The sequence below is a fragment of the Cytobacillus oceanisediminis genome, assembly GCF_003182355.1.
In the GTDB taxonomy this organism is placed as follows: Bacteria; Bacillota; Bacilli; order Bacillales; family Cytobacillaceae; genus Cytobacillus; species Cytobacillus oceanisediminis_A.
Map to the genome: position 1 here is coordinate 79,890 of NZ_QGTW01000016.1, position 19,904 is coordinate 99,793.

Consider the following 19,904-nt stretch of genomic DNA (forward strand, 5'->3'; position numbering starts at 1 on the left):
GTAAGTATCTTAAAAAGGGGGAGTATTCAAAATGAGTGATCGGTATAAACAACCTTTAGTAAAGGACTATGAACGTGAACCAGTGCCGCTAGACCAGCGAAAAGGATGGGGGCGTTTATCCCTGGTATGGCTAGGTGGGATAATTGCCCTTTCTGCCACCGCTCTGGGTGGAGCTCTGGGCTCTGGACTTTCACTATCTGAAGCAATTATTGCTTCTCTTATTGGATGCTTTTTACTAGCAATTTTAAGTGCTCTTTGCAGTGTAGTAGGTGCTAAGACAGGTTTATCGACATCTCTAGTTTCAATGTTTGCTCTAGGTCGGTTTGGTTCCTATGCTGTTTCCATCATTATTGCGATTGCTTTGTTTGGATGGTTCGGGGTCCAACTTGATTTATTTGGCACTACTTTACATAACGTCATTAAAGATGAATTCAGTCTTAGTGTTCATCCTAAAATTCTAGTAGTTATTGGTGGGGTATTAATGACCTCCACTGCCTTTATTGGTTACAAGGCTATTGAAAAACTTAGTATTATCTCGGTTCCATTACTAGGAATTTTGTTAGTGGCTTCACTTATTAAAGTTATCAACGAAAGGTCATTAACAGAAGTATTAGACACTCCAATCAAAGGCGACCCTTTAACAATTGGACTTTCCATCTCACTTATTATTGGATCACTAGCAACTGGAGCAATTATTGGTCCAGATATATCCCGATATGCTCGCTCCACAAAGGATGCTGTAATTTCATCATTTGTTGGCTTTTTCGGTGGATTTAGTGTGGTACTGATCATTGCTGCGATCTTGGCAAAAGCTACAGCAGAAGTAGATATTGTTGCAATCATGCTTGGTTTGGGATGGGGCACCTCTGCAATGTTAATCCTGATCTTGGCACAATGGACAACAAATGATAACAACTTATATTCTTCAGCTTTAGGTTTTTCCGTTGTTTTTAAAAAGGTACCTAAATATATCTTAACTATTACGGCAGGGGTTATTGGTACCTTGATGGCTGTAGCAGGAATATATGATAGCTTCATTCCTTTTCTGGTCTTTTTAAGTGCACTTATCCCGCCAATAGGTGGAATATATGTTGGGAGTTTCTTGTTAAATAGTAATAAATTTAACTATGAAAATTTATCTAATGTAGCAAATGTAAATCTTATAGGAATAATAATTTGGCTCATTGCATCATTGGTGGCTTTTTTTACAACACCAAGCCCTAATGGATTTGGATTACTCTCGTTAACTGGTGCTTCAGGTTTTGATGCTTTTCTAGTTGCTTTCGTTCTTCAATTGATTGCAAGTAGTATTCAAAAAAACAAGGAAAATAAAGAGAACAATGGAAAAACTCAAAGGAGGATTCTAGGATGAGGTATATTGATAAGGAAGAAATCGAAAATATTGCAATCGGAGCAGCCCTCTTAGGTACTGGTGGTGGGGGAGATCCCTATATCGGAAAATTAATGGCCCTTCAAGCGATTGAAGAATATGGTCCAATCAAACTTCTAAGTATAGAAGAGATACCGGATGATGCTCTTATTGTTCCATCAGCTATGATGGGAGCACCAACGGTTATGGTTGAAAAGGTACCAAGTGGAGAGGAGGCAATTGCTTCTTTTGAGACAATAAAGGAGTATCTCGGAAAAGATGTATTTGCCACAATGCCCATTGAGGCAGGAGGGGTAAACTCGCTGCTACCTCTTGCTTTAGCTGCAAGATTAGGTCTGCCGGTTATTGATGCGGATGGAATGGGCCGCGCCTTCCCTGAGTTACAAATGGTAACGTTTTATCTTGATGGTGTCTCTGCTACTCCTATGGTTCTATCAGATGAAAAAGGAAATGATATTCTACTTAACACTATTAATAGTGTATGGGCAGAGAGAATTGCACGGTCTGCTACTATAGAAATGGGTGGATCGGTAATGCTTGCCATATATCCAATGGATGGGAAGACTGTTAAGCAGTCATCCATTCATCATTCTTTAACATACGAAGAGCAAATTGGGAGGACGATTCGTAATGCAAAGAACAATAATTTAAACCCAATTGATGAGGTACTTAAAATAACGAAAGGTTATAAATTATTTAGTGGTAAAGTTTCAGATATCAATCGTAGGACTCAGGAAGGATTTGCCAAGGGGGAGGCCACTATTGAAGGACTGGGTGAATATAAGTCAAAAGATTGCTTCCTTCACTTTCAAAATGAACATCTTCTTGCGGAAACAGGCGAAGAGATTCTGTGCGTAACACCTGACTTAATAGCAGTGCTTGATTCAGAAACTGGGATGCCGATTACTACAGAAGGATTAAGGTATGGTACACGTTGTGTAATTATTGGTATACCTAGCGATGTAAAATGGCGTACAAAAAAAGGAATAGAAGTAGCAGGTCCACGTTATTTTGGTTATGATTTGGATTTTACTCCTGTTGAACAGCTTATGGGTAAGGGGGAGCAAAAATGACGAATTATCGAATTGGAATTGATGTTGGTGGTACTCATACAGACGCGGTTCTTTTAGACGAACACTATAATGTAGTTGCAGATGTAAAATCACCTACAACCGATGATGTCAGTTGTGGGATTTACCAAGCAATGAAGGAAGTCGTAAGTGCTTCGAAGGTACCAGTTGAAAATATTAAGTATGCTATGTTAGGTACTACTCATTGTACTAATGCCATTGTAGAGAGGAAAAGGCTTAATAAAATAGCCGTAATCCGTATAGGCGCACCAGCAACTTTAGCAATAAAACCATTGGTAGGTGTTCCTGATGACCTTAGAGAAATACTAGGAAAGCATGTGTATATTGTTCGCGGAGGGCATGAATTCGATGGGCGTGAAATTGTAGATTTAGATGAACAGTATATATATAATATTGCAAATGAAATTAAAGGGAAAGTAGACTCAATTGCAATCACTTCTGTATTTTCACCAGTATCAAGTGAACATGAAATGAGAGCATCTACCATACTACGCGAGGTTGTCGGAGAGGACATACCACTTTCTTTATCTCACGAAATCGGAAGTGTTGGTTTGCTGGAAAGAGAAAATGCAACCATACTTAATGCAGCCATAGTAGACGTTGCCAGAACAACAGCGGAAGGCTTTATTAACGCATTGGAAAAAGAGGGAATTTACGCTAAAGTATTCTTTGGGCAAAATGATGGAACTTTAATGTCTGTAGATTATACTGTTAGATACCCTATACTTACCATTGCTTGTGGTCCAACAAATAGTTTACGAGGAGCCTCTTTCCTAACAGATCGGGCGAATTCTATTGTGGTAGATGTCGGTGGAACAACCACGGATGTTGGTGTACTAGTCGATTCATTCCCAAGACAATCTTCATTAGCTGTGGAACTTGGAGGAGTAAGAACCAACTTCCGTATGCCTGATATCATATCGATTGGACTTGGAGGTGGTACGGTTATCCGACTACTTGATGAGGGCAAGTTCCAGATTGGACCAGATAGTGTTGGATATCGGCTTCGAGAAAAAAGTCTTGTTTTTGGCGGGGACACATTAACCGCAACAGATATTGCCGTTGCTTTGGGAAATGTAGAAATTGGTGATATGAAGCTTGTCGCTCATTTAGATAAAAGTTTACTAATAAAAATTTATAATAAGATGGTCGAAATGGTTGAAGAAGCAATTGATAAGATGAAGACGAGTAATACCCCTGTACCAGTTATTTTGGTTGGAGGAGGTAGCGTTTTATTACCAGGTGAGTTAAAGGGGGCTTCTGAAGTAATTAAACCTCATAACTCTGGAGTCGCAAATGCCATTGGATCTGCTATAGCTCAGGTCAGTGGACAAATTGAAAAAATCTTCTCTGTTGATGAGCTTGGAAGAGAGAAAACACTGGAAGCAGCTAAAGAAATGGCACGTCAAGAAGCGATTATTGCAGGTGCTGATCCAGAAAACCTGTTTATTGTAGACTTTGAAGATATTCCTCTTGCCTATATTCCTGGGAATGCGACAAAAATCCGTGCAAAGGCAGCAGGGCCTTTAGCTTTATAGTAAATTAATAATAATGAATAAATTGCAGAGATGTTCCTTGAAGAGGAACATCTCTATTTTCTTACGATTAGTCAATCTATATTTTAGAACTTTTTTCTTTAATATTGTAAATGTAAAGAATAACTATAGGTGTCTAATATTCCTGGGGGAGAATCCTTAAATTTAGGTATGCTGGGCTGGTCCTTCTAAATAGTATTGCTGCTAATGGTAGGATTAAAGTTTGAGCTTTTATTGAGGGCAGGATGGCTGAAGGTATTATGTTTCCTAGCAAAAAGAAAAGACAGCATAAATTGGCGCCTAGAAATAGGTAAAACTTTTTTAATTCTTTAACCGATCATAATAAACTGCTATGAAAACACAAATTGCAACTGGAAGCCAGAGTGCAAGGTCCATATACACACATCCTTTTTATAGGGTTTAATATATATAACGAATGAAATTAGAAAAAGTTCACTGTTTTTAATCACACGAATTCTGCTGCAGTAGTGGTCAGCTCGTGACTTAAGAAGTTGATTTAAGTCTCGGGACGAACGTAACCTTTGATGTTAGCTGTTATATGGAGAAAATTATGAAGCGAGTTCCATATTGTTTCTGTACCCATTGCAAGTTACTTCCTATTTCCTTCTTTTAATGAAACAATATGTATTTCTTTTTCTACTGCCTACCGCAGATACCAATCCAAATAACGGATCATGGATTCAGGGCATCAGCAGTTCCCAGGGTTTTTCCACTGTTATGAAGGAGAAAACCTGCCAATTAACTTTTGGGGATGATGGTTTTTTTCTTATTTTAAGTATTAAATGACTTAAACAAGATAGATGTATATAGGAAATAGGTTCCTAACAAGGAGAAATAGTAACTAAATGAAGTATTAGGAAATAAACAAATTTTAATAATCCCGACGTATATTGATTGTTCACTTAGTATGGGGTGAAAAATTGTGAAGCATGTGGGAAATTGGAAGTGACAGTTGAAGAAAAACATGATATTTATGGATTGTGTGAAGAGGTATTAAAACATACCTCATGATGACCTGTCTTAATAAAGGAGCAAATGATTGGAGCTAACGAACAAAAAAACCGCAAAAATACGGTCCAAACTGCTTTCACTTAAAAAGCTCGAATCAGTACTAGAAACCAAAAATGAGTTTTTTTGATAAAACAAAATAGAATTTATAAAAGGCGGCCGCGGTTGGCCGCCTTATTTTTTCGAGGTCCCGTTATGTCCATAAAAAGGTTATCACAAACGAAGTCTTTTACAACTATCCTCTTCCTGCAAAAAGTATCTAGGGAAGCCACCGTGAATTAATAGATCAATGCATTTATTTTTGATTATGCAGACATGAATAGTCTATGCAGTATTGTATAATAATTTTTAATTTAGAAAATCTAATATATAGAAAATTTCGAACATTATAAATGGCACGATTATTGCAATGATTATGATGATGATAGATATTTTAAAAGGAAGAGGGATGATAATGCAAAAAAAGAAAACACCATCATTAGGAGTTGCGTTGATTCCGATCATTGCAATGGCTGTATTTTTATTTGCCGGGATTTTTATGTTTGAAGCCGATCCGCATGTTCCGCTAATATTAAGTTCCATGGTAGCAGCCATCGTGTCTATGTATTTAGGCTATACGTGGAGTGAACTTGAAAAAGGTATTATCAAAGCTGTATCACTCTCTTTACAGGCACTGCTAATCTTAATGATTATCGGTACGATCATCGGTACATGGCTGGCCGGCGGTATTGTTCCAACAATGATTTATTATGGTCTTGAAATTTTGCCTCCAGCCTATTTTTTACCTGCAGCTGCCGTAATTTGCAGTATTGTTGCTATTGCATCAGGAAATGCATGGACGGCGGCAGGAACAATTGGAATTGCTATAATGGGGGTCGGAGTTGGACTAGGTGTAAACCCTGCAATGGTCGCAGGAGCTGTAATCTCAGGCTGTTATTTTGGGGACAAGATTTCCCCTCTATCGGAAACGACTAACATGGCGCCAGGTATTACAGGAGTAGCTTTATTTGACCATATTCGCCATATGCTTTATACGACCATACCGGCGTTAATTATTTCAGTTGTTATTTATTTCTTCTTAGGTTTGTCTTTAAATAGTAAAGGAGCTGGAGTAGACAAAATAGAGGGACTTCAGCAAAACCTGAGTGATATTTTTACTATCAGCCCTTGGCTCTTAATCGTTCCGGTAGTTGTATTAGGACTAATAGCTATGAAAACACCTGCTATTCCCGGCCTCATTATTGGTTCACTCCTTGGTGCATTGGTAGCGGTTTTTGTTCAAGGCACTGCAGTCGCTGACATTTTTGCCATAATGATTTATGGATTCGAAAAGGAAACTGGGAATGAAGTGCTTAATAACTTGTTGAATAATGGTGGAACCGAAGCCATGATGTATACAGTATCCCTGGTCATGATTGCAATGAGCTTTGGGGGAATATTAGAAACGAGCGGAGTTCTAGGCGTAATTGTAACCAGTTTGCTAAAACTTGCGAAGTCTACCGGAAGCTTGATCGCAACCACTGTTGCCACTTGCATAACCACGAATGTTGTTGCTTGTGATCAATATTTGTCAATACTTATTCCAGGCAGAATGTATGTATCAGCATATCGAAAGCGCGGACTTCATCCGAAAAATTTATCGCGCTCACTTGAAGATGCAGGCACAATGACATCTCCGCTCGTACCGTGGAATACATGTGGTGCATTTATGGCTGCCACACTAGGTGTGTCTACTTTCCAGTATGCACCATACGCATTTTTATGTATAATCAGTCCGCTCATTGCAATCCTATATGGATTTACAGGATTTAAAATTGAAAAACTTTCACAGGAAGATATCGATCGTTTTGAAATGATAGAAAATGAGTCGAACAAGCCCTTTGAAGGTGATGTGAAGCATATCTCCAGCCTTTGAAACAATAGTCAAAAGACAAATCAGATCCTTTTTAAAACAGGTCCAGTACAAATTTCAAAGATTAATGATAGAAAAACGCATTCTAAAAAATAGAGTGCGTTTTCACTTTTTATCAAGGGTTATAGAAAGTTTCACCCATAGAAGTTTTCCGTAAAATCGGCAGTTTCACATAGCAATGCAAAACTGAATAACTCATGCAAGCACACATACATCCTCAATTTGAAGCTGACAATTAGTCCTGAAAGAAAAAGTGTTCCTCTCTTCTATTCTGCGGTTTAGCCTGAATTTTTGAAGTTGGCATGGAAATTGCTTATTAAATATTAAGACTTTAAAAATGAGGTGTTAAAATGGCAGTTAAATCTGCAGAAGGCAGCAGGAATCAAATGGAGAAAGATAACTCTCTTAAAGAGTTTCAAGAGACGTTAAGGGAAGCGATCGAGGTCTTGGGCTACCCTCATCAGGTGTATGATTTCTTGAAAACTCCCATGCGTTTTTTGGAAGTTAGTATTCCAATTCTTATGGATAATGGTGAAACAAAAACCTTTCAAGGATATAGAGCCCAGCATAATGATGCTGCCGGTCCAACAAAGGGAGGAATACGTTTCCATCCCGATGTTACTCCGGAAGAGGTAAAAGCCTTGGCTGGATGGATGAGCTTAAAATGTGGAATTACCGGACTTCCTTACGGGGGTGCAAAAGGGGGAATTATTTGTGATCCAAGACAGCTTAGTCTGACAGAATTAGAACGGTTAAGCAGAGGGTATGTGCGAGCAGTTAGTCAGGTAGTGGGACCGACAAAAGATATCCCAGCGCCAGATATGTATACGAATTCGCAAATCATGGCATGGATGCTGGATGAGTATGATCACATCCGGGAATTCGATTCTCCGGGTTTTATTACAGGTAAACCGCTAGCCTTAGGAGGCTCTAAGGGCAGGGAAACAGCTACATCAAAAGGTGTTCTATATACGCTTGAACTCGTTAGTGAATTAAAAAAAATTCCTGTGAAAGATATGAGAGTGATTGTTCAGGGGTTTGGCAATGTAGGAAGTTATTTATGTCAATATCTACACGAGGCTGGTGCAAAAGTTGTTGGTATTGCTGATGTACTTGGAGGTTTATATGAACCTGACGGATTAGACATTCCATACCTTCTGGAAAATCGGGATTCCTTTGGGATCGTTTCAAATTTATTTACAAACTCGATTTCTAACCAAGAACTACTGAAAAAAGAATGTGATGTTCTTATTCCTGCTGCGATTAGTGGAGTTATTAACAAAAGCAATGCTTCTAAACTAAAATGCAAAATCGTTATTGAGGCTGCAAATGGCCCAACTACGAAAGAAGCAATCAATATTTTGGATGATCATAATATTTTGGTGGTTCCTGACATTTTAGCTAATTCAGGGGGAGTGATTGTGTCCTATTTTGAATGGTGTCAAAACAATCAAGGCTATTATTGGGAGGAAGATCTGGTAGATAAAAGATTAAAAGACAAAATTACATCTAGCTTCTTAAATGTCTATAACACTTCCAAAAAATTGGGGGTAAATATGAAAATCGCTGCTTATATTGAAGGTATTCGTAAAATGGCAGAGGCATCCCGCCTTCGGGGATGGGTACGCTTTTGATATGAAAAATGGGGGGGAATTATAAAAATGAACTTAGACATTATTTCTGAAAGAAATGAAAAACAATCTATTCATTACTACTGTATTTTATCGAATGACCATAGATATGACATTACAATAGCTTATTCAGGGCATTTTTTTGGAAAGGCAATGGTTACATCACTTCAAAGCGGCAGAATGGTACTACTATGTTCAGAGGATATTTATAATGATTATTATTGGGCGCCAAAACTTGACATTCAGCAAGAGGATATTCCTGAATTTCAGGACTTTTTTTGGCAAGTGCTACGGTCGGATTTATACCTTGAACAGTATTGAAAATGTATCAGAGATTGATAGGAAGGAATGATGGCTGTGCATTTTGGAGTGATTATAAGTCCATGCCAAGGAAGAGTTGAGAGAGTTGAAATTACAAATGAGTCCAGAATATATGAATGGGATCCTTTATTTTATATTAAAACGCCAGAAGGGAATGTGGAAGTAATCCAATTAGGTGTCAGCGGAGAAATAGAGTCGCTGGAAGTACAAGTGGGGGAAGCGGTTATTCCAGGTATGGTGCTGGCCTATATTAAAGAAGATTTATATGTCACCGGAACCGATTGATGAAGTCATGAAAAGAAGATGAGGGTATCATCTTCTTTTTTGTGTTGTTTTTGTATTTTTAGAATTCATTAAAAAATTCTATAAAAAGTGATACTATTAGACATAACATAAACAGCTTAAGGGAGATGGACATATGTTTTCAATAGCCAGGGAAAAGGTAAGGCCTATCATTACTTTTAATATTGATAACTTGAAAGAAGAAAGTGATATTCAGGTTTCTAACTTTAAAGAACCTTTCTTGTTCTTAAAGAAACAAAATAAATTGTTTGCCTACGTTCATTTAAATAATCTTTTGCAAGTAAATATAGAAAACCAACAAATTAAACTAAAAGCTTTACTGGATAGTTCAAAATCTATTGACAGCGTCTGCCGCCTTAATGAGCAGATATCTTTACCGGTTCTTTTTCAAATAATTGGAGAACCAATTGCCATTGTTAAAAGGGAAAATGGGGGCTTTGATGGTTATATCCGGCGTGAGGATGTACTGGCTGAATTATTTAAACAGGAAAACAAAAGTGTGGATTTACTTAAAATTATATTAACCTCGATACCGATGGGGATTTTTATTCTTGATAAAGAAAAGATAATCATTAATTGTAATGACTCAGGATTGAAGATGATGAAGTCGACTGCTGAACAGGTCATGAATCAGCCTGCAGAAAAGCTTTTCAGCGGCGATCATATTAAAAATGTGTTTGCAACTGGTAAAACAATTCTTAATCACGTTCAAATTACGGGTGATACAGGCGTTCTTTTGGACTACAGCCCGATCTTTAATTTTAAAGAGGAAGTAGAAGGCATTGTTATTGTTGTTCAAGATCTTCCAATGGTAGAGGAAATGGCTATGGAAATTGAATATATTAAAAATTTAAATAAAGACATGAACGCCATTTTATCAAGTATTTATGACGAAATTCTTGTTGTGAATCAAAAGGGAGAGCTCATCCGTTTTAGTGATAATGTCATACCCGGGTTTTGGAAAGTTGATTTAAAAGAAATGATTGGTAAAAATATTTTAGAGCTTGAGAATCAAGGGTTATTTTGTCCATCTGTGACAAGAATGGTTTTAGAAAAAAAGAAGAAGGTTTCTATCGTACAAGAGACAAGGAACGGGAGGAAAATTTTAGCAGTCGGAAACCCTGTCTTAAATGAGAAAAATGAAATTGACCGGATAATTATTGCCTCAAGAGACATTACCGAAACAACACGTTTGAAAACCGAGCTTAAGGAAATACGTAAAATTTCAGAGCAATATAAAAAGGAATTAGATGATTTTAAAAATAAGGATCGATTTATAAAAAAATTAATTTATCGCAGTCCTAAAATGGAACGAATCATTAATCAAGCAAGAAAAATAGCTGATTTTTCTTCCACTGTTCTTCTTCATGGAGAGTCGGGTGTTGGTAAAGAAGTCATTGCACAAGCCATTCACCAGCTTGGAAATCGGTCTTCAAAACCGTTCTTAAAATTAAATTGCGGGGCTATTCCTGAAAATTTATTGGAGAGTGAGCTTTTTGGCTATGCCAAAGGGGCGTTTACAGGTGCTGATAAAAATGGGAAAGAAGGATATTTTAAACAGGCTGATCAAGGAATAATTTTTTTAGACGAGATTGGCGAAATGCCCTTACACCTTCAAGTAAAACTTCTTAGAGTACTTCAAGAACAAGAAGTAATCCCTGTAGGCAGCACCACACCTATTAAAGTTGATGTTCAAATTATAGCAGCAACGAATAAACAATTAGAGAAATTGGTTGAAGCCGGTACTTTTCGAGAAGACCTTTACTATCGCCTGAATGTAATACCTCTTCATATACCTCCACTAAGAGAAAGAATAGAGGATATTTCGGTGCTGGCATTTCATTTCCTCCAGCAACTAAATGACAAATACAATAAAAGTTTTCACCTGACACCTGATGCAATAAATGTTTTAGAATTTTATCCGTGGCCAGGTAACGTAAGGGAACTGCAAAACATTATTGAAAGATTAATTGTTTCGTCCGAAGATCCGGCCATTAATGCAGAATTTGTTAGTCAGTTTCTGAAACTGGGGTATGATTTAAAAAAATCAAAGCCAGTTATTACAAGAGTGATTCCTTTACAGGAGGCCATAGACCATGTAGAGGAACAGCTGATCCTTTTAGCAATGAAACAGTTTAAGACTACCACTAAGGCAGCAAAAGCGCTGGGAGTTAGCCAATCCTCCGTAAGTAGAAAATATCAAAAAATATTAAATGAAAGAAATATGAATATAGAAAATACAGTACCTAACTAACATTGAAGCTGTTTCAGGATTTACTGAAACAGCTTTTTTGTTTTTGTCCTATCCTCAATTGTCCCAAACTGATTACGACTATTTTTTATGCAAAAATCAATAGTCTATGCAATATTGAATAGATAATCAATAAAAACCTAACAAAATGCTTATTTAAAGGTGTTAGATGGTGGCACACTTCTTGCAATAATAGTAAATGAGATGTGAATGAAGGAGGTTTTTAGAGTGATAGAAATAAGCATGTACATTAATGGTCAATGGAAAGAATCCAAGAGCAAAGAAAAACGGCCTATAATTAATCCTGCTAATGAAGAAATCATTGCATATGCTCCAGAAGGAACGATTGAAGATGCTGCAGAGGCCATAAATGCCGCTCGCAAAACATTTGATGATGGAACTTGGTCAGATACACCTGCTTCAGAAAGGGCTTCATACTTATTTAAGATTGCAGACAAAATTGAAGAATATCAGGATGAATTAACTCGTCTAGAAACAATGGATAACGGGAAAACGCTTCGTGAAGCAGGCTTCGATGTGGGAGATGCAGCTGCGTGTTTTCGCTACTATGCGGGCTTAATTACAAAGCCGGATGGCCAAACTTATCATGTGGGAGATCCAATGCAGGCAATGGTTGTACGTGAACCAGTTGGTGTTTGCGGACTTATTGTTCCTTGGAATTATCCGCTTTTAATGGGTGTATGGAAAATCGCACCTGCTTTAGCCGCAGGAAATACGATTGTATTTAAGCCATCTGAAGTTACTCCTGTAACCTCAAAGAAATTATTCGAGATTTTTGATGAAGTGGGATTGCCAAAAGGTGTTGCCAATATGGTTCTGGGAGCCGGCGCCATTGTGGGAAATGAAATTGCTGCTAACCCAAAGGTCGATATGGTTTCCTTTACAGGAGGAACAAAGACTGGTAAGCACATCATGAAAACAGCAGCGGACACTATGAAAAAGATTTCGTTAGAGCTCGGGGGGAAATCGCCTAACATCATTTTTGCTGACTCAGATTTTGAGACCGCAGTTGATTATGCCCTTTTTGGTATTTTCTCTGGCGCAGGTCAAGTCTGTTCAGCAGGATCTAGAATACTTGTAGAAGAAAGCATTTACGACAAGTTTGTCGATCGTTTTGCAGAAAGGACTAAAGAGATTAGGGTTGGCCCAGGAAACGACCCAAAATCGGAAATGGGTCCACTGGTAAGTGAGGAGCATTTACAGAAAGTTTTGAGCTACATTGAGCTAGGAAAAGAGGAAGGTGCAGTTATTGTTTGCGGAGGAAGACAAATGGTTAGCAATGGTTTGGAAAAAGGCTATTTTGTAGAACCTACGATATTTACCAATGTGAAACCGGAAATGAGGATCGTTCAAGAGGAGATATTTGGTCCGGTTGTCGTTATACAAAAATTCAGCACCGAAAAAGAAGCAATTGAGATAGCCAATCATACGGATTATGGCCTAGCAGGCGGTGTATTTACAAATGATGGAGCAAAAGCTTTAAGAGTAATCAAAAAACTTCGAGCCGGGATTACTTGGATTAACTCCTATCACCCAACGTACAATGAAGCACCTTGGGGCGGCTATAAGCAAAGCGGAATAGGCCGCAGTTTAGGGACATTTGGACTTGAAGAGTTCCAGGAGATTAAGCAAATTAACATTAACCTGCAAGTGGAGCCAATTGGCTGGTTTGAAAACTAAACTCAGATAAAGGAGCGAAAACAAATGGGTATCGATTTAAAAGGTGAAGTTACACAAAAAAGGGAACAAAATGTAAATGAGTATATTAACAAGGTTCTTAGTTTAATAGAAAAAGATTCAATTACTGAGGAAGATGCAAAGTGGATTACAGAAGAAACAGTGGAGGGTTTTCGGGAACATGTAAATCCTGGATTCCTTTCATATCGTAAAACGGTAACAAAGGATGGCCAATTTGCTGCGGTGGAATGGTCAGATAATGGATCATGTTTTAAAGATGTAAATGGCAAGGAATATATCGATTGTCTTGGCGGTTTTGGCATTTATAATGTCGGGCACCGAAATCCAAAAGTGGTAAAGGCAGTTACCGATCAATTGAAACGCCAGGCTCTTCATAGTCAAGATTTACTTGATCCGCTTCGAGCCATGCTGGCTAAAATTTTAGGAGAGATTACCCCTGGTGATTTGAAATATGCCTTTTTTACAAACAGTGGAACAGAGAGTGTGGAGGCAGCATTAAAACTTGCAAAAATGTACAGTGAAAGAACAACCTTTATTTCCACGACGCGCGCTTTTCATGGTAAAAGTTTAGGTTCCTTATCAGGAACAGCAAAAGGGATGTTCCGAAAGCCATTTCTTCCTCTAATACCTGGATTTCGCCATGTGCCGTTTGGGGATATTGACATGATGAGAAAGACGTTCGAAACTTGTTCCCAAGTTGGTGAAGATGTTGCCGCTGTCATTTTAGAGCCAATCCAGGGCGAAGGTGGTATCATTCTTCCACCGGAAAACTACTTAAAACAAGTCAGAGAATTGTGTGATAAATTTGGTGCTTTACTTATTTTTGATGAAGTTCAAACAGGAATGGGCCGAACAGGAAAAATGTTTGCAGCAGATTTATATGATGTTGTTCCAGATATATTATGTCTTGCTAAAGCATTTGGAGGCGGGGTTATGCCAGCAGGAGCCATTGTTGCAAAAGAAGATGTATTTAAAAGCTGGTTCTCTAATCCATTTATGCATACGACGACATTTGGGGGAAATCCATTGGCTTGTGCTGCAGCCATTGCAACGATAAGTGTTCTTCTTGAAGAAAAATTACCTGAAAGAGCAGAAGAAGTAGGGGAATATTTCTTGAAGGAATTAAAGGATGCTGCGAAGGGACATGAAGACAAAGTTCTTGAAATCCGTGGTCAAGGGCTAATGATTGGGATAGAATTTCATCAGGACGAAATTGGATATGAAGTGTCAAAGGGAATGTTTGATAGGGGAATTCTTGTAGCGGGAACTCTTATAAACTCTAAAACGATTCGTATTGAGCCAGCGTTAACAATTCGTTATGAAGAAGTCGATACAGTCGTTAGATCCTTTAAAGAGGTTTTGTCACAGGTAAAAGCTTAATTTTTCTCGTTATATCATGTTTTGTAATTGGAAACCATGCATACACCGCTCTACTAACATAGTTAAATAAAATTATGGGTGGTAATAGGGCGGTGTACAAAATTGACAAAAATAATAATCAGCCAGGTTTAAGGGGGAAAAGTTCCATGCAAACAGGAACAGATCGAGTAAAAAGAGGAATGGCAGAAATGCAAAAAGGTGGCGTTATTATGGACGTTATCAATGCTGAACAGGCTAAAATTGCTGAAGAAGCAGGTGCGGTAGCAGTTATGGCATTAGAACGAGTGCCTTCTGATATTCGTGCAGCCGGCGGGGTTGCGAGAATGGCTGATCCTCGTATAGTTGAAGAGGTACTTAAGGCTGTTTCAATCCCTGTAATGGCTAAAGCTCGTATTGGACATATTGTGGAAGCACGTGTTTTAGAAGCTATGGGCGTAGACTACATTGACGAAAGTGAAGTTTTAACACCAGCTGATGAAGAGTACCACCTAAATAAAAAAGACTATACAGTTCCTTTTGTTTGCGGCTGCCGTGACTTAGGAGAGGCTGCACGTCGTATCGGAGAAGGTGCATCTATGCTTCGTACAAAGGGAGAACCGGGAACAGGTAATATTGTTGAAGCGGTTCGTCATATTCGCCAAGTAAATGGACAAGTACGGAAAGTGATTGGTATGAATGAGGACGAGCTTATGACAGAAGCTAAGCTTCTTGGGGCTCCTTATGAAATATTACTAGAAATTAAACGTCTTGGAAAACTTCCAGTCGTTAATTTTGCTGCTGGTGGTGTGGCCACTCCAGCTGATGCTGCACTAATGATGCAGCTTGGCTCTGATGGTGTGTTTGTTGGATCGGGTATTTTTAAATCTGAAAACCCAACGAAATTTGCCCGTGCAATTGTAGAAGCAACTACTCATTATCAAGATTATGAATTGATTGCGAACCTTTCTAAGGACATTGGTGATCCAATGAAAGGAATTGAAATTTCCACGCTTGCTCCTGGAGCTCGTATGCAGGAACGTGGCTGGTAAGGAGTAAAACATTGGTGAAAATAGCTGTTCTAAAATGCAGTAAGTGAGATGCCTGCTACATTGAGTAGTCCAGGGCAGAAGCGTTGTGATAAAAAAGTAGAACAGCTTGAAGAAGTTGATGGGTTAATTCTATCTGTCAGCAAGAGCACTACTATGCGGATTAATTGATAAGTATGACCTTATGGAGCTATTAAAAAAAAATTGCTCGTATGAAAATCCAATTTTTTCGCACCTGTGCAGGACAATATTAATAACTTCCATTGCTAAAAAAGGTGGATTTTATACAAAAAAGCAGTGAATTCCTGAAAAAATCGGAATTCACTGCTTTTTGCCTTTTAGAAGGAATCATTTATCAGAAATGTTGATTAATGAATCCTTATTAATTTTAAGTGCTACAAGGCTGGCAAAGTCATGTATGATCGTAGCTGCAAGTAAGGAAGTAATTTGAGTTGGATCATAGGAAGGTAAAACCTCGACCAAATCAAAGCCGACAAAATTAAAGTCTGTTAAAGAGCGGATGATTTGCAAGGTTTCAAAGCTATTTAAACCACCGACCTCAAGTGTTCCTGTTCCAGGTGCACATGATGGGTCAACAAAATCGATATCAAAGGTTATGAAACATGGAGTATCACCGATTTTTTCCTTCATTTCCTTAATAACACTATCCATACCGCGTTCTTTTAGTTCCGGTGTTGTAATCACATGGTATCCTAAATCCGTGCTTGCATCAATGTCACCTGGATGATTAAGTGTTCCGCGAATTCCAACCTGAAAAACTTTATCTGGTATGAGTAAATTTTCTTCATATGCACGAATGAATGGCGAACCATGCCAATATTTTTCTTCATAATACGTATCCCATGTATCAGTATGGGAATCAAAATGGATTAAGGCTACAGGCCCGTGTATTTTAGCAGCAGCACGAAGATGGGCTAATGTTACGGAATGATCTCCTCCAAGTCCAATCGGGATAATTCCTTTCTCCATCAATTCCATCATTACTTTTTCAATTATTTCATAGCTTCGATGGATATTATGCGGGATGACGGATACATCACCAATATCAATGGCATTACAATCCTCAAATGGATAAACCTTGTGTGTCGGATGATAAGGAAATAAGGTCATTGAAGCTTGACGAATGGCTTGTGGTGCAAACCGGGCTCCGACACGGAAGGAGGCTGCTGTATCAAATGGCACCCCGACGATGGCCAGTTTAGCATCTTCACGTTGAGATGGTAACCTCATAAAAGTTCCGGTCGTACAAAATTCTGGTTTAACATCTGGTGATAATGGATATTGCATTTTAATTCCCCCAATTTTTATTTTCAAAAGTAATAATGCAAGTTTTGTGCCAAATGAATTTATGAGGACTTTGCTAGTAGATAAGAAAGTTTTAAATTAAATTTTGAAAATTGCCCACCGGCTGGTGTACTTCGACCATCTCCTAAGATAAGCCAACACCGAATCGTGTTTTTTTTTGTTAATTTGATTTTATTGCCTCATTTTCTGAACGCATAAATTCAAATAGGCTTCTGTGTAGGCATTTCGGGGATTTTAAATCTCAGTAGAAGGGTCCAGTCCATTCGTCGCTAGAAGGGCTCTTCCGCTTTTTTTATAAATTCTATTTAATATGGAATAATGTATGCGCGGATGAATAATCCGAAACCTTCCGAATTTTATAAACTACTCACCCTAGCCCTTTCCAAATGATAATTGAACAAAACAGCAGAAGTTTTAGAAGTGCTATAGTTTGGCACAAAAATTGCAAGGTATACATACTGAATTTTCAAAAAAGGAGGGAGTAAAAATTTTAAGAAGACCAAGGGGCTGTCTCGAAATGAAAGCGGTTTAAAATAAGGGGAGGAATGATATGTGGAGAATAGCGTAAAGCTGAAAAGATCGTTAAATCTGTGGCAAATCGTTATCATGGGGTTAGCGTATATGACGCCAATGGTGGTATTTGACACATTTGGAATTGTTTCTGGTATAACGGAAGGTCATGTTCCAACAGCCTATATTATTGCATTAATAGGGATGCTATTCACTGCTGTTAGCTACGGGAAGCTAGTAAAGGTTTTTCCTCAGGCAGGCTCAGCCTATACGTATACTCAAAAAGCAATGAACAGGCATCTCGGTTTTCTAGTTGGTTGGTCTTCGCTACTTGATTATTTACTTTTGCCAATGGTTAACGCTCTGTTGACAAAACTTTACCTCAATGCTTTATTTCCGTCCGTTCCGGATTTTATTTGGGTGTTAGTGTTTGTGGGAATTGTTACCTTCTTAAACCTGCGAAGTGTAAAAGTTCTGGCAAATTTTAATACATTATTTGTTCTTATTCAAATTCTCATCATGATCGTTTTTATTATCCTTGTAGTAAAAGGGTTAAATGCCGGTGAGGGAACAGGCACAGTTTTAAGTTTACAGCCGTTTTTTGTTGAAGGGATGAACATACCTGTTCTCATTACAGGTGCAACGATTCTTTGTTTTTCTTTCCTCGGTTTTGATGCGGTTACGACTCTAGCTGAAGAAACACCCAATCCAGAAAAGACGATTCCAAAAGCAATTATGCTTACAGCTTTATGCGGCGGGCTTATTTTTATCACAACATCGTTTTTTATTCAATTATTTTTTCCAGATATATCAAGGTTCAAGGAACCTGACGCAGCTCTGCCGGAAATTGCTCTTTATGTCGGTGGAAAGCTGTTCCAATCGATTTTCTTATGTACAACATTTGTGAATACGCTAGCCTCCGGAATTGCCTCACATGCAAGTGTTTCGCGACTGTTGTATGTAATGGGACGTGACAAAGTATTTCCGGAGAAATGGTTTGGATATGTCCATCCAAAATGGAGAACCCCTGCGATTAATGTTGTAATCGTCGGAGTCATCTCTTTATCTGCTTGGTTCTTTGATTTAGTGACAGCAGCCTCATTAATTAATTTTGGCGCATTGATGGCGTTTACGTTTGTAAATCTTTCCGTTATTGGTCATTTTGCCTTCCGTCAAAAAATGCACCGGAATCCCAAGGGGTTTTTTAATTACGTAATTATGCCATTACTGGGAGCCGGTTCGATTGGTATCCTGTGGATCAATCTTAACGTTAGTTCCATCATCATGGGGATCGCTTGGTTTGCTGTAGGATTTGTTTACTTAGTCTATCTCACAAAGGCCTTTCGAGCAGCACCTCCTCAATTTGTAAGTGAAGAAGCAGAAATTTAAAAGATATATAGTGAAAAATGCATTCTAATTCAAAGTAGGATGCATTTATCTTTTTCGAAATAATGCAAAATTGAAAAATTCTAGTCATTTATTCATAATCCCAAAACGGTTTTGCCCAATTATCCTGAATAAAGCTACTGGAAGCGATTTTAGAAAGTTGGCACTAAACTTGCTATCACCTTTAATAACAAGAAAAATGAGGTGTTAATAATGGCAGTCGAACGACTAGGAATTGAAGTAGGGGACATCCCGGAATTCCAAGAGTTCTTTGGACTTGTTTTAGAAACACGACCTTTTAAGGAACAATATTAAAATAAAATGAGGGGGAATTTCATGTATTTTGAAGTGGTAAGTCCTGTTTACGGGAAGGTTGAAAAGGTTTCGATTAAAAGTGATACAAGAATTTATGAGTGGGAAACATTATTTCAGATTAAAACGGAAGAAGGCAACCTAGAAAAGATACAAATGGGTTTGAGTGGAGAAGTAGAATCACTTGCAGTACAAGAAGGGGATTACGTTATTCCTGGAATGATCCTTGCATATATTAAGGAGGACCTATTTGTTACTGGCAGTGACTAGCCCTTAGAAAAGGAGATGGAACGTCCATCTTCTTTTATTATTTAAAAGGTTCCGAAAATAGCTATAGTGAGAGGGTTTAAAGGGAATGTAAACTATGTTTTCCGTCGCAGAAGAAAAAATTAACCGATTACTTCAGTCTCAGTGGTTGAAAAAGAGGAAGTTATAGGATTAACCCTCAACAATCTAGAAGAACCCTTTTTATTTTTAAAAAACACGATAAATTATTTGCCTTTGTTGCTTTAAATAATTATTTGCTTTAAAAGATTGGAAAAACAAAATTTTTCGGTTGAATTTTTGCTTGAACATGCCATATCAATAGAAAGAATCAGATATCTCAGCCAGCATATCTCCATACCTATTTTATTCCAAATCATTGGGGACCTTTTAAATCATAAGGGATGAACATGGCAAACTATCAGGCTATATTCAAAGAGAAGGTCTTCTGGCTTTTTAATCAATACAAAATAATCACAAAAGCTGTAAAAGCTAAGTAAGTAGAAAATATCAGAAGAT

Annotated in this window: 14 protein-coding genes and 1 pseudogene; 14 read left to right on the forward strand and 1 reads right to left on the reverse strand. The window is 38.0% G+C overall.

Translation table 11 applies throughout. The features are described from left to right. The first annotated feature begins 31 nt into the window (after positions 1–31). The 12 genes and pseudogenes from DFO73_RS23620 to DFO73_RS29885 form a co-directional block, all read left to right on the forward strand. A complete protein-coding gene (locus DFO73_RS23620) occupies positions 32–1,372 on the forward strand; it encodes a purine-cytosine permease family protein (protein WP_110067157.1) in 1,341 nt (446 codons plus the stop codon). After that, positions 1,369–2,463 carry a DUF917 domain-containing protein gene (locus tag DFO73_RS23625; RefSeq protein WP_110067158.1) on the forward strand — a complete coding sequence of 365 codons (1,095 nt, stop codon included), beginning with the start codon at positions 1,369–1,371 and terminating at the stop codon, positions 2,461–2,463. The genes DFO73_RS23620 and DFO73_RS23625 overlap by 4 nt, the downstream gene beginning before the upstream one ends. Then, positions 2,460–4,019: a hydantoinase/oxoprolinase N-terminal domain-containing protein gene (locus DFO73_RS23630; protein WP_110067159.1), complete on the forward strand. Its 1,560-nt coding sequence runs from the start codon at positions 2,460–2,462 to the stop codon at positions 4,017–4,019. The genes DFO73_RS23625 and DFO73_RS23630 overlap by 4 nt, the downstream gene beginning before the upstream one ends. Before the next feature lie 1,480 nt (positions 4,020–5,499). After that, positions 5,500–6,960: a Na+/H+ antiporter NhaC gene (gene nhaC / locus DFO73_RS23640; RefSeq protein WP_181396115.1), complete on the forward strand. Its 1,461-nt coding sequence runs from the start codon at positions 5,500–5,502 to the stop codon at positions 6,958–6,960. Positions 6,961–7,307: 347 nt separating this feature from the next. Beyond that, positions 7,308–8,591, forward strand: coding sequence for a Glu/Leu/Phe/Val family dehydrogenase (locus tag DFO73_RS23645; RefSeq protein ID WP_110067162.1), 1,284 nt, complete (start codon positions 7,308–7,310; stop codon positions 8,589–8,591). A 27-nt stretch (positions 8,592–8,618) separates the two neighbouring features. Next, positions 8,619–8,909, forward strand: coding sequence for an SAV0927 family protein (locus DFO73_RS23650; protein ID WP_110067163.1), 291 nt, complete (start codon positions 8,619–8,621; stop codon positions 8,907–8,909). Positions 8,910–8,939: 30 nt separating this feature from the next. Next, entirely contained in the window at positions 8,940–9,194 is a 255-nt protein-coding gene (locus DFO73_RS23655) for a hypothetical protein (RefSeq protein ID WP_258309720.1), read from the forward strand. A 133-nt stretch (positions 9,195–9,327) separates the two neighbouring features. Next, positions 9,328–11,466: a sigma 54-interacting transcriptional regulator gene (locus DFO73_RS23660; RefSeq protein ID WP_110067164.1), complete on the forward strand. Its 2,139-nt coding sequence runs from the start codon at positions 9,328–9,330 to the stop codon at positions 11,464–11,466. Between the two features lie 240 nt (positions 11,467–11,706). After that, positions 11,707–13,164, forward strand: a complete 1,458-nt coding sequence (locus tag DFO73_RS23665; RefSeq protein WP_375137348.1) for an aldehyde dehydrogenase family protein — start codon at positions 11,707–11,709, stop codon at positions 13,162–13,164. A 24-nt stretch (positions 13,165–13,188) separates the two neighbouring features. After that, positions 13,189–14,562 (forward strand): putrescine aminotransferase, encoded by a 1,374-nt coding sequence (locus DFO73_RS23670; protein ID WP_110067166.1) that lies wholly within the window; start codon positions 13,189–13,191, stop codon positions 14,560–14,562. A 146-nt stretch (positions 14,563–14,708) separates the two neighbouring features. Continuing rightward, positions 14,709–15,590 (forward strand): pyridoxal 5'-phosphate synthase lyase subunit PdxS, encoded by an 882-nt coding sequence (gene pdxS / locus DFO73_RS23675; protein WP_110067167.1) that lies wholly within the window; start codon positions 14,709–14,711, stop codon positions 15,588–15,590. A 90-nt stretch (positions 15,591–15,680) separates the two neighbouring features. Further along, positions 15,681–15,784 (forward strand): annotated as a pseudogene (locus DFO73_RS29885) (pyridoxal 5'-phosphate synthase glutaminase subunit PdxT); the annotation flags it as partial. A 151-nt stretch (positions 15,785–15,935) separates the two neighbouring features. On the opposite strand, the gene speB reads toward DFO73_RS29885, so the two are convergent. Then, positions 15,936–16,895, reverse strand: coding sequence for an agmatinase (speB, locus tag DFO73_RS23680; protein WP_110067168.1), 960 nt, complete (start codon positions 16,893–16,895; stop codon positions 15,936–15,938). Between the two features lie 570 nt (positions 16,896–17,465). Here speB and DFO73_RS23685 point away from each other — a divergent pair. Together DFO73_RS23685 and DFO73_RS23690 are read left to right on the forward strand one after the other, a co-directional pair. Then, positions 17,466–18,812 carry an APC family permease gene (locus tag DFO73_RS23685; RefSeq protein ID WP_309044224.1) on the forward strand — a complete coding sequence of 449 codons (1,347 nt, stop codon included), beginning with the start codon at positions 17,466–17,468 and terminating at the stop codon, positions 18,810–18,812. Positions 18,813–19,145: 333 nt separating this feature from the next. Continuing rightward, entirely contained in the window at positions 19,146–19,391 is a 246-nt protein-coding gene (locus tag DFO73_RS23690; protein WP_110067169.1) for a biotin/lipoyl-binding protein, read from the forward strand. Positions 19,392–19,904 lie beyond the last annotated feature (513 nt).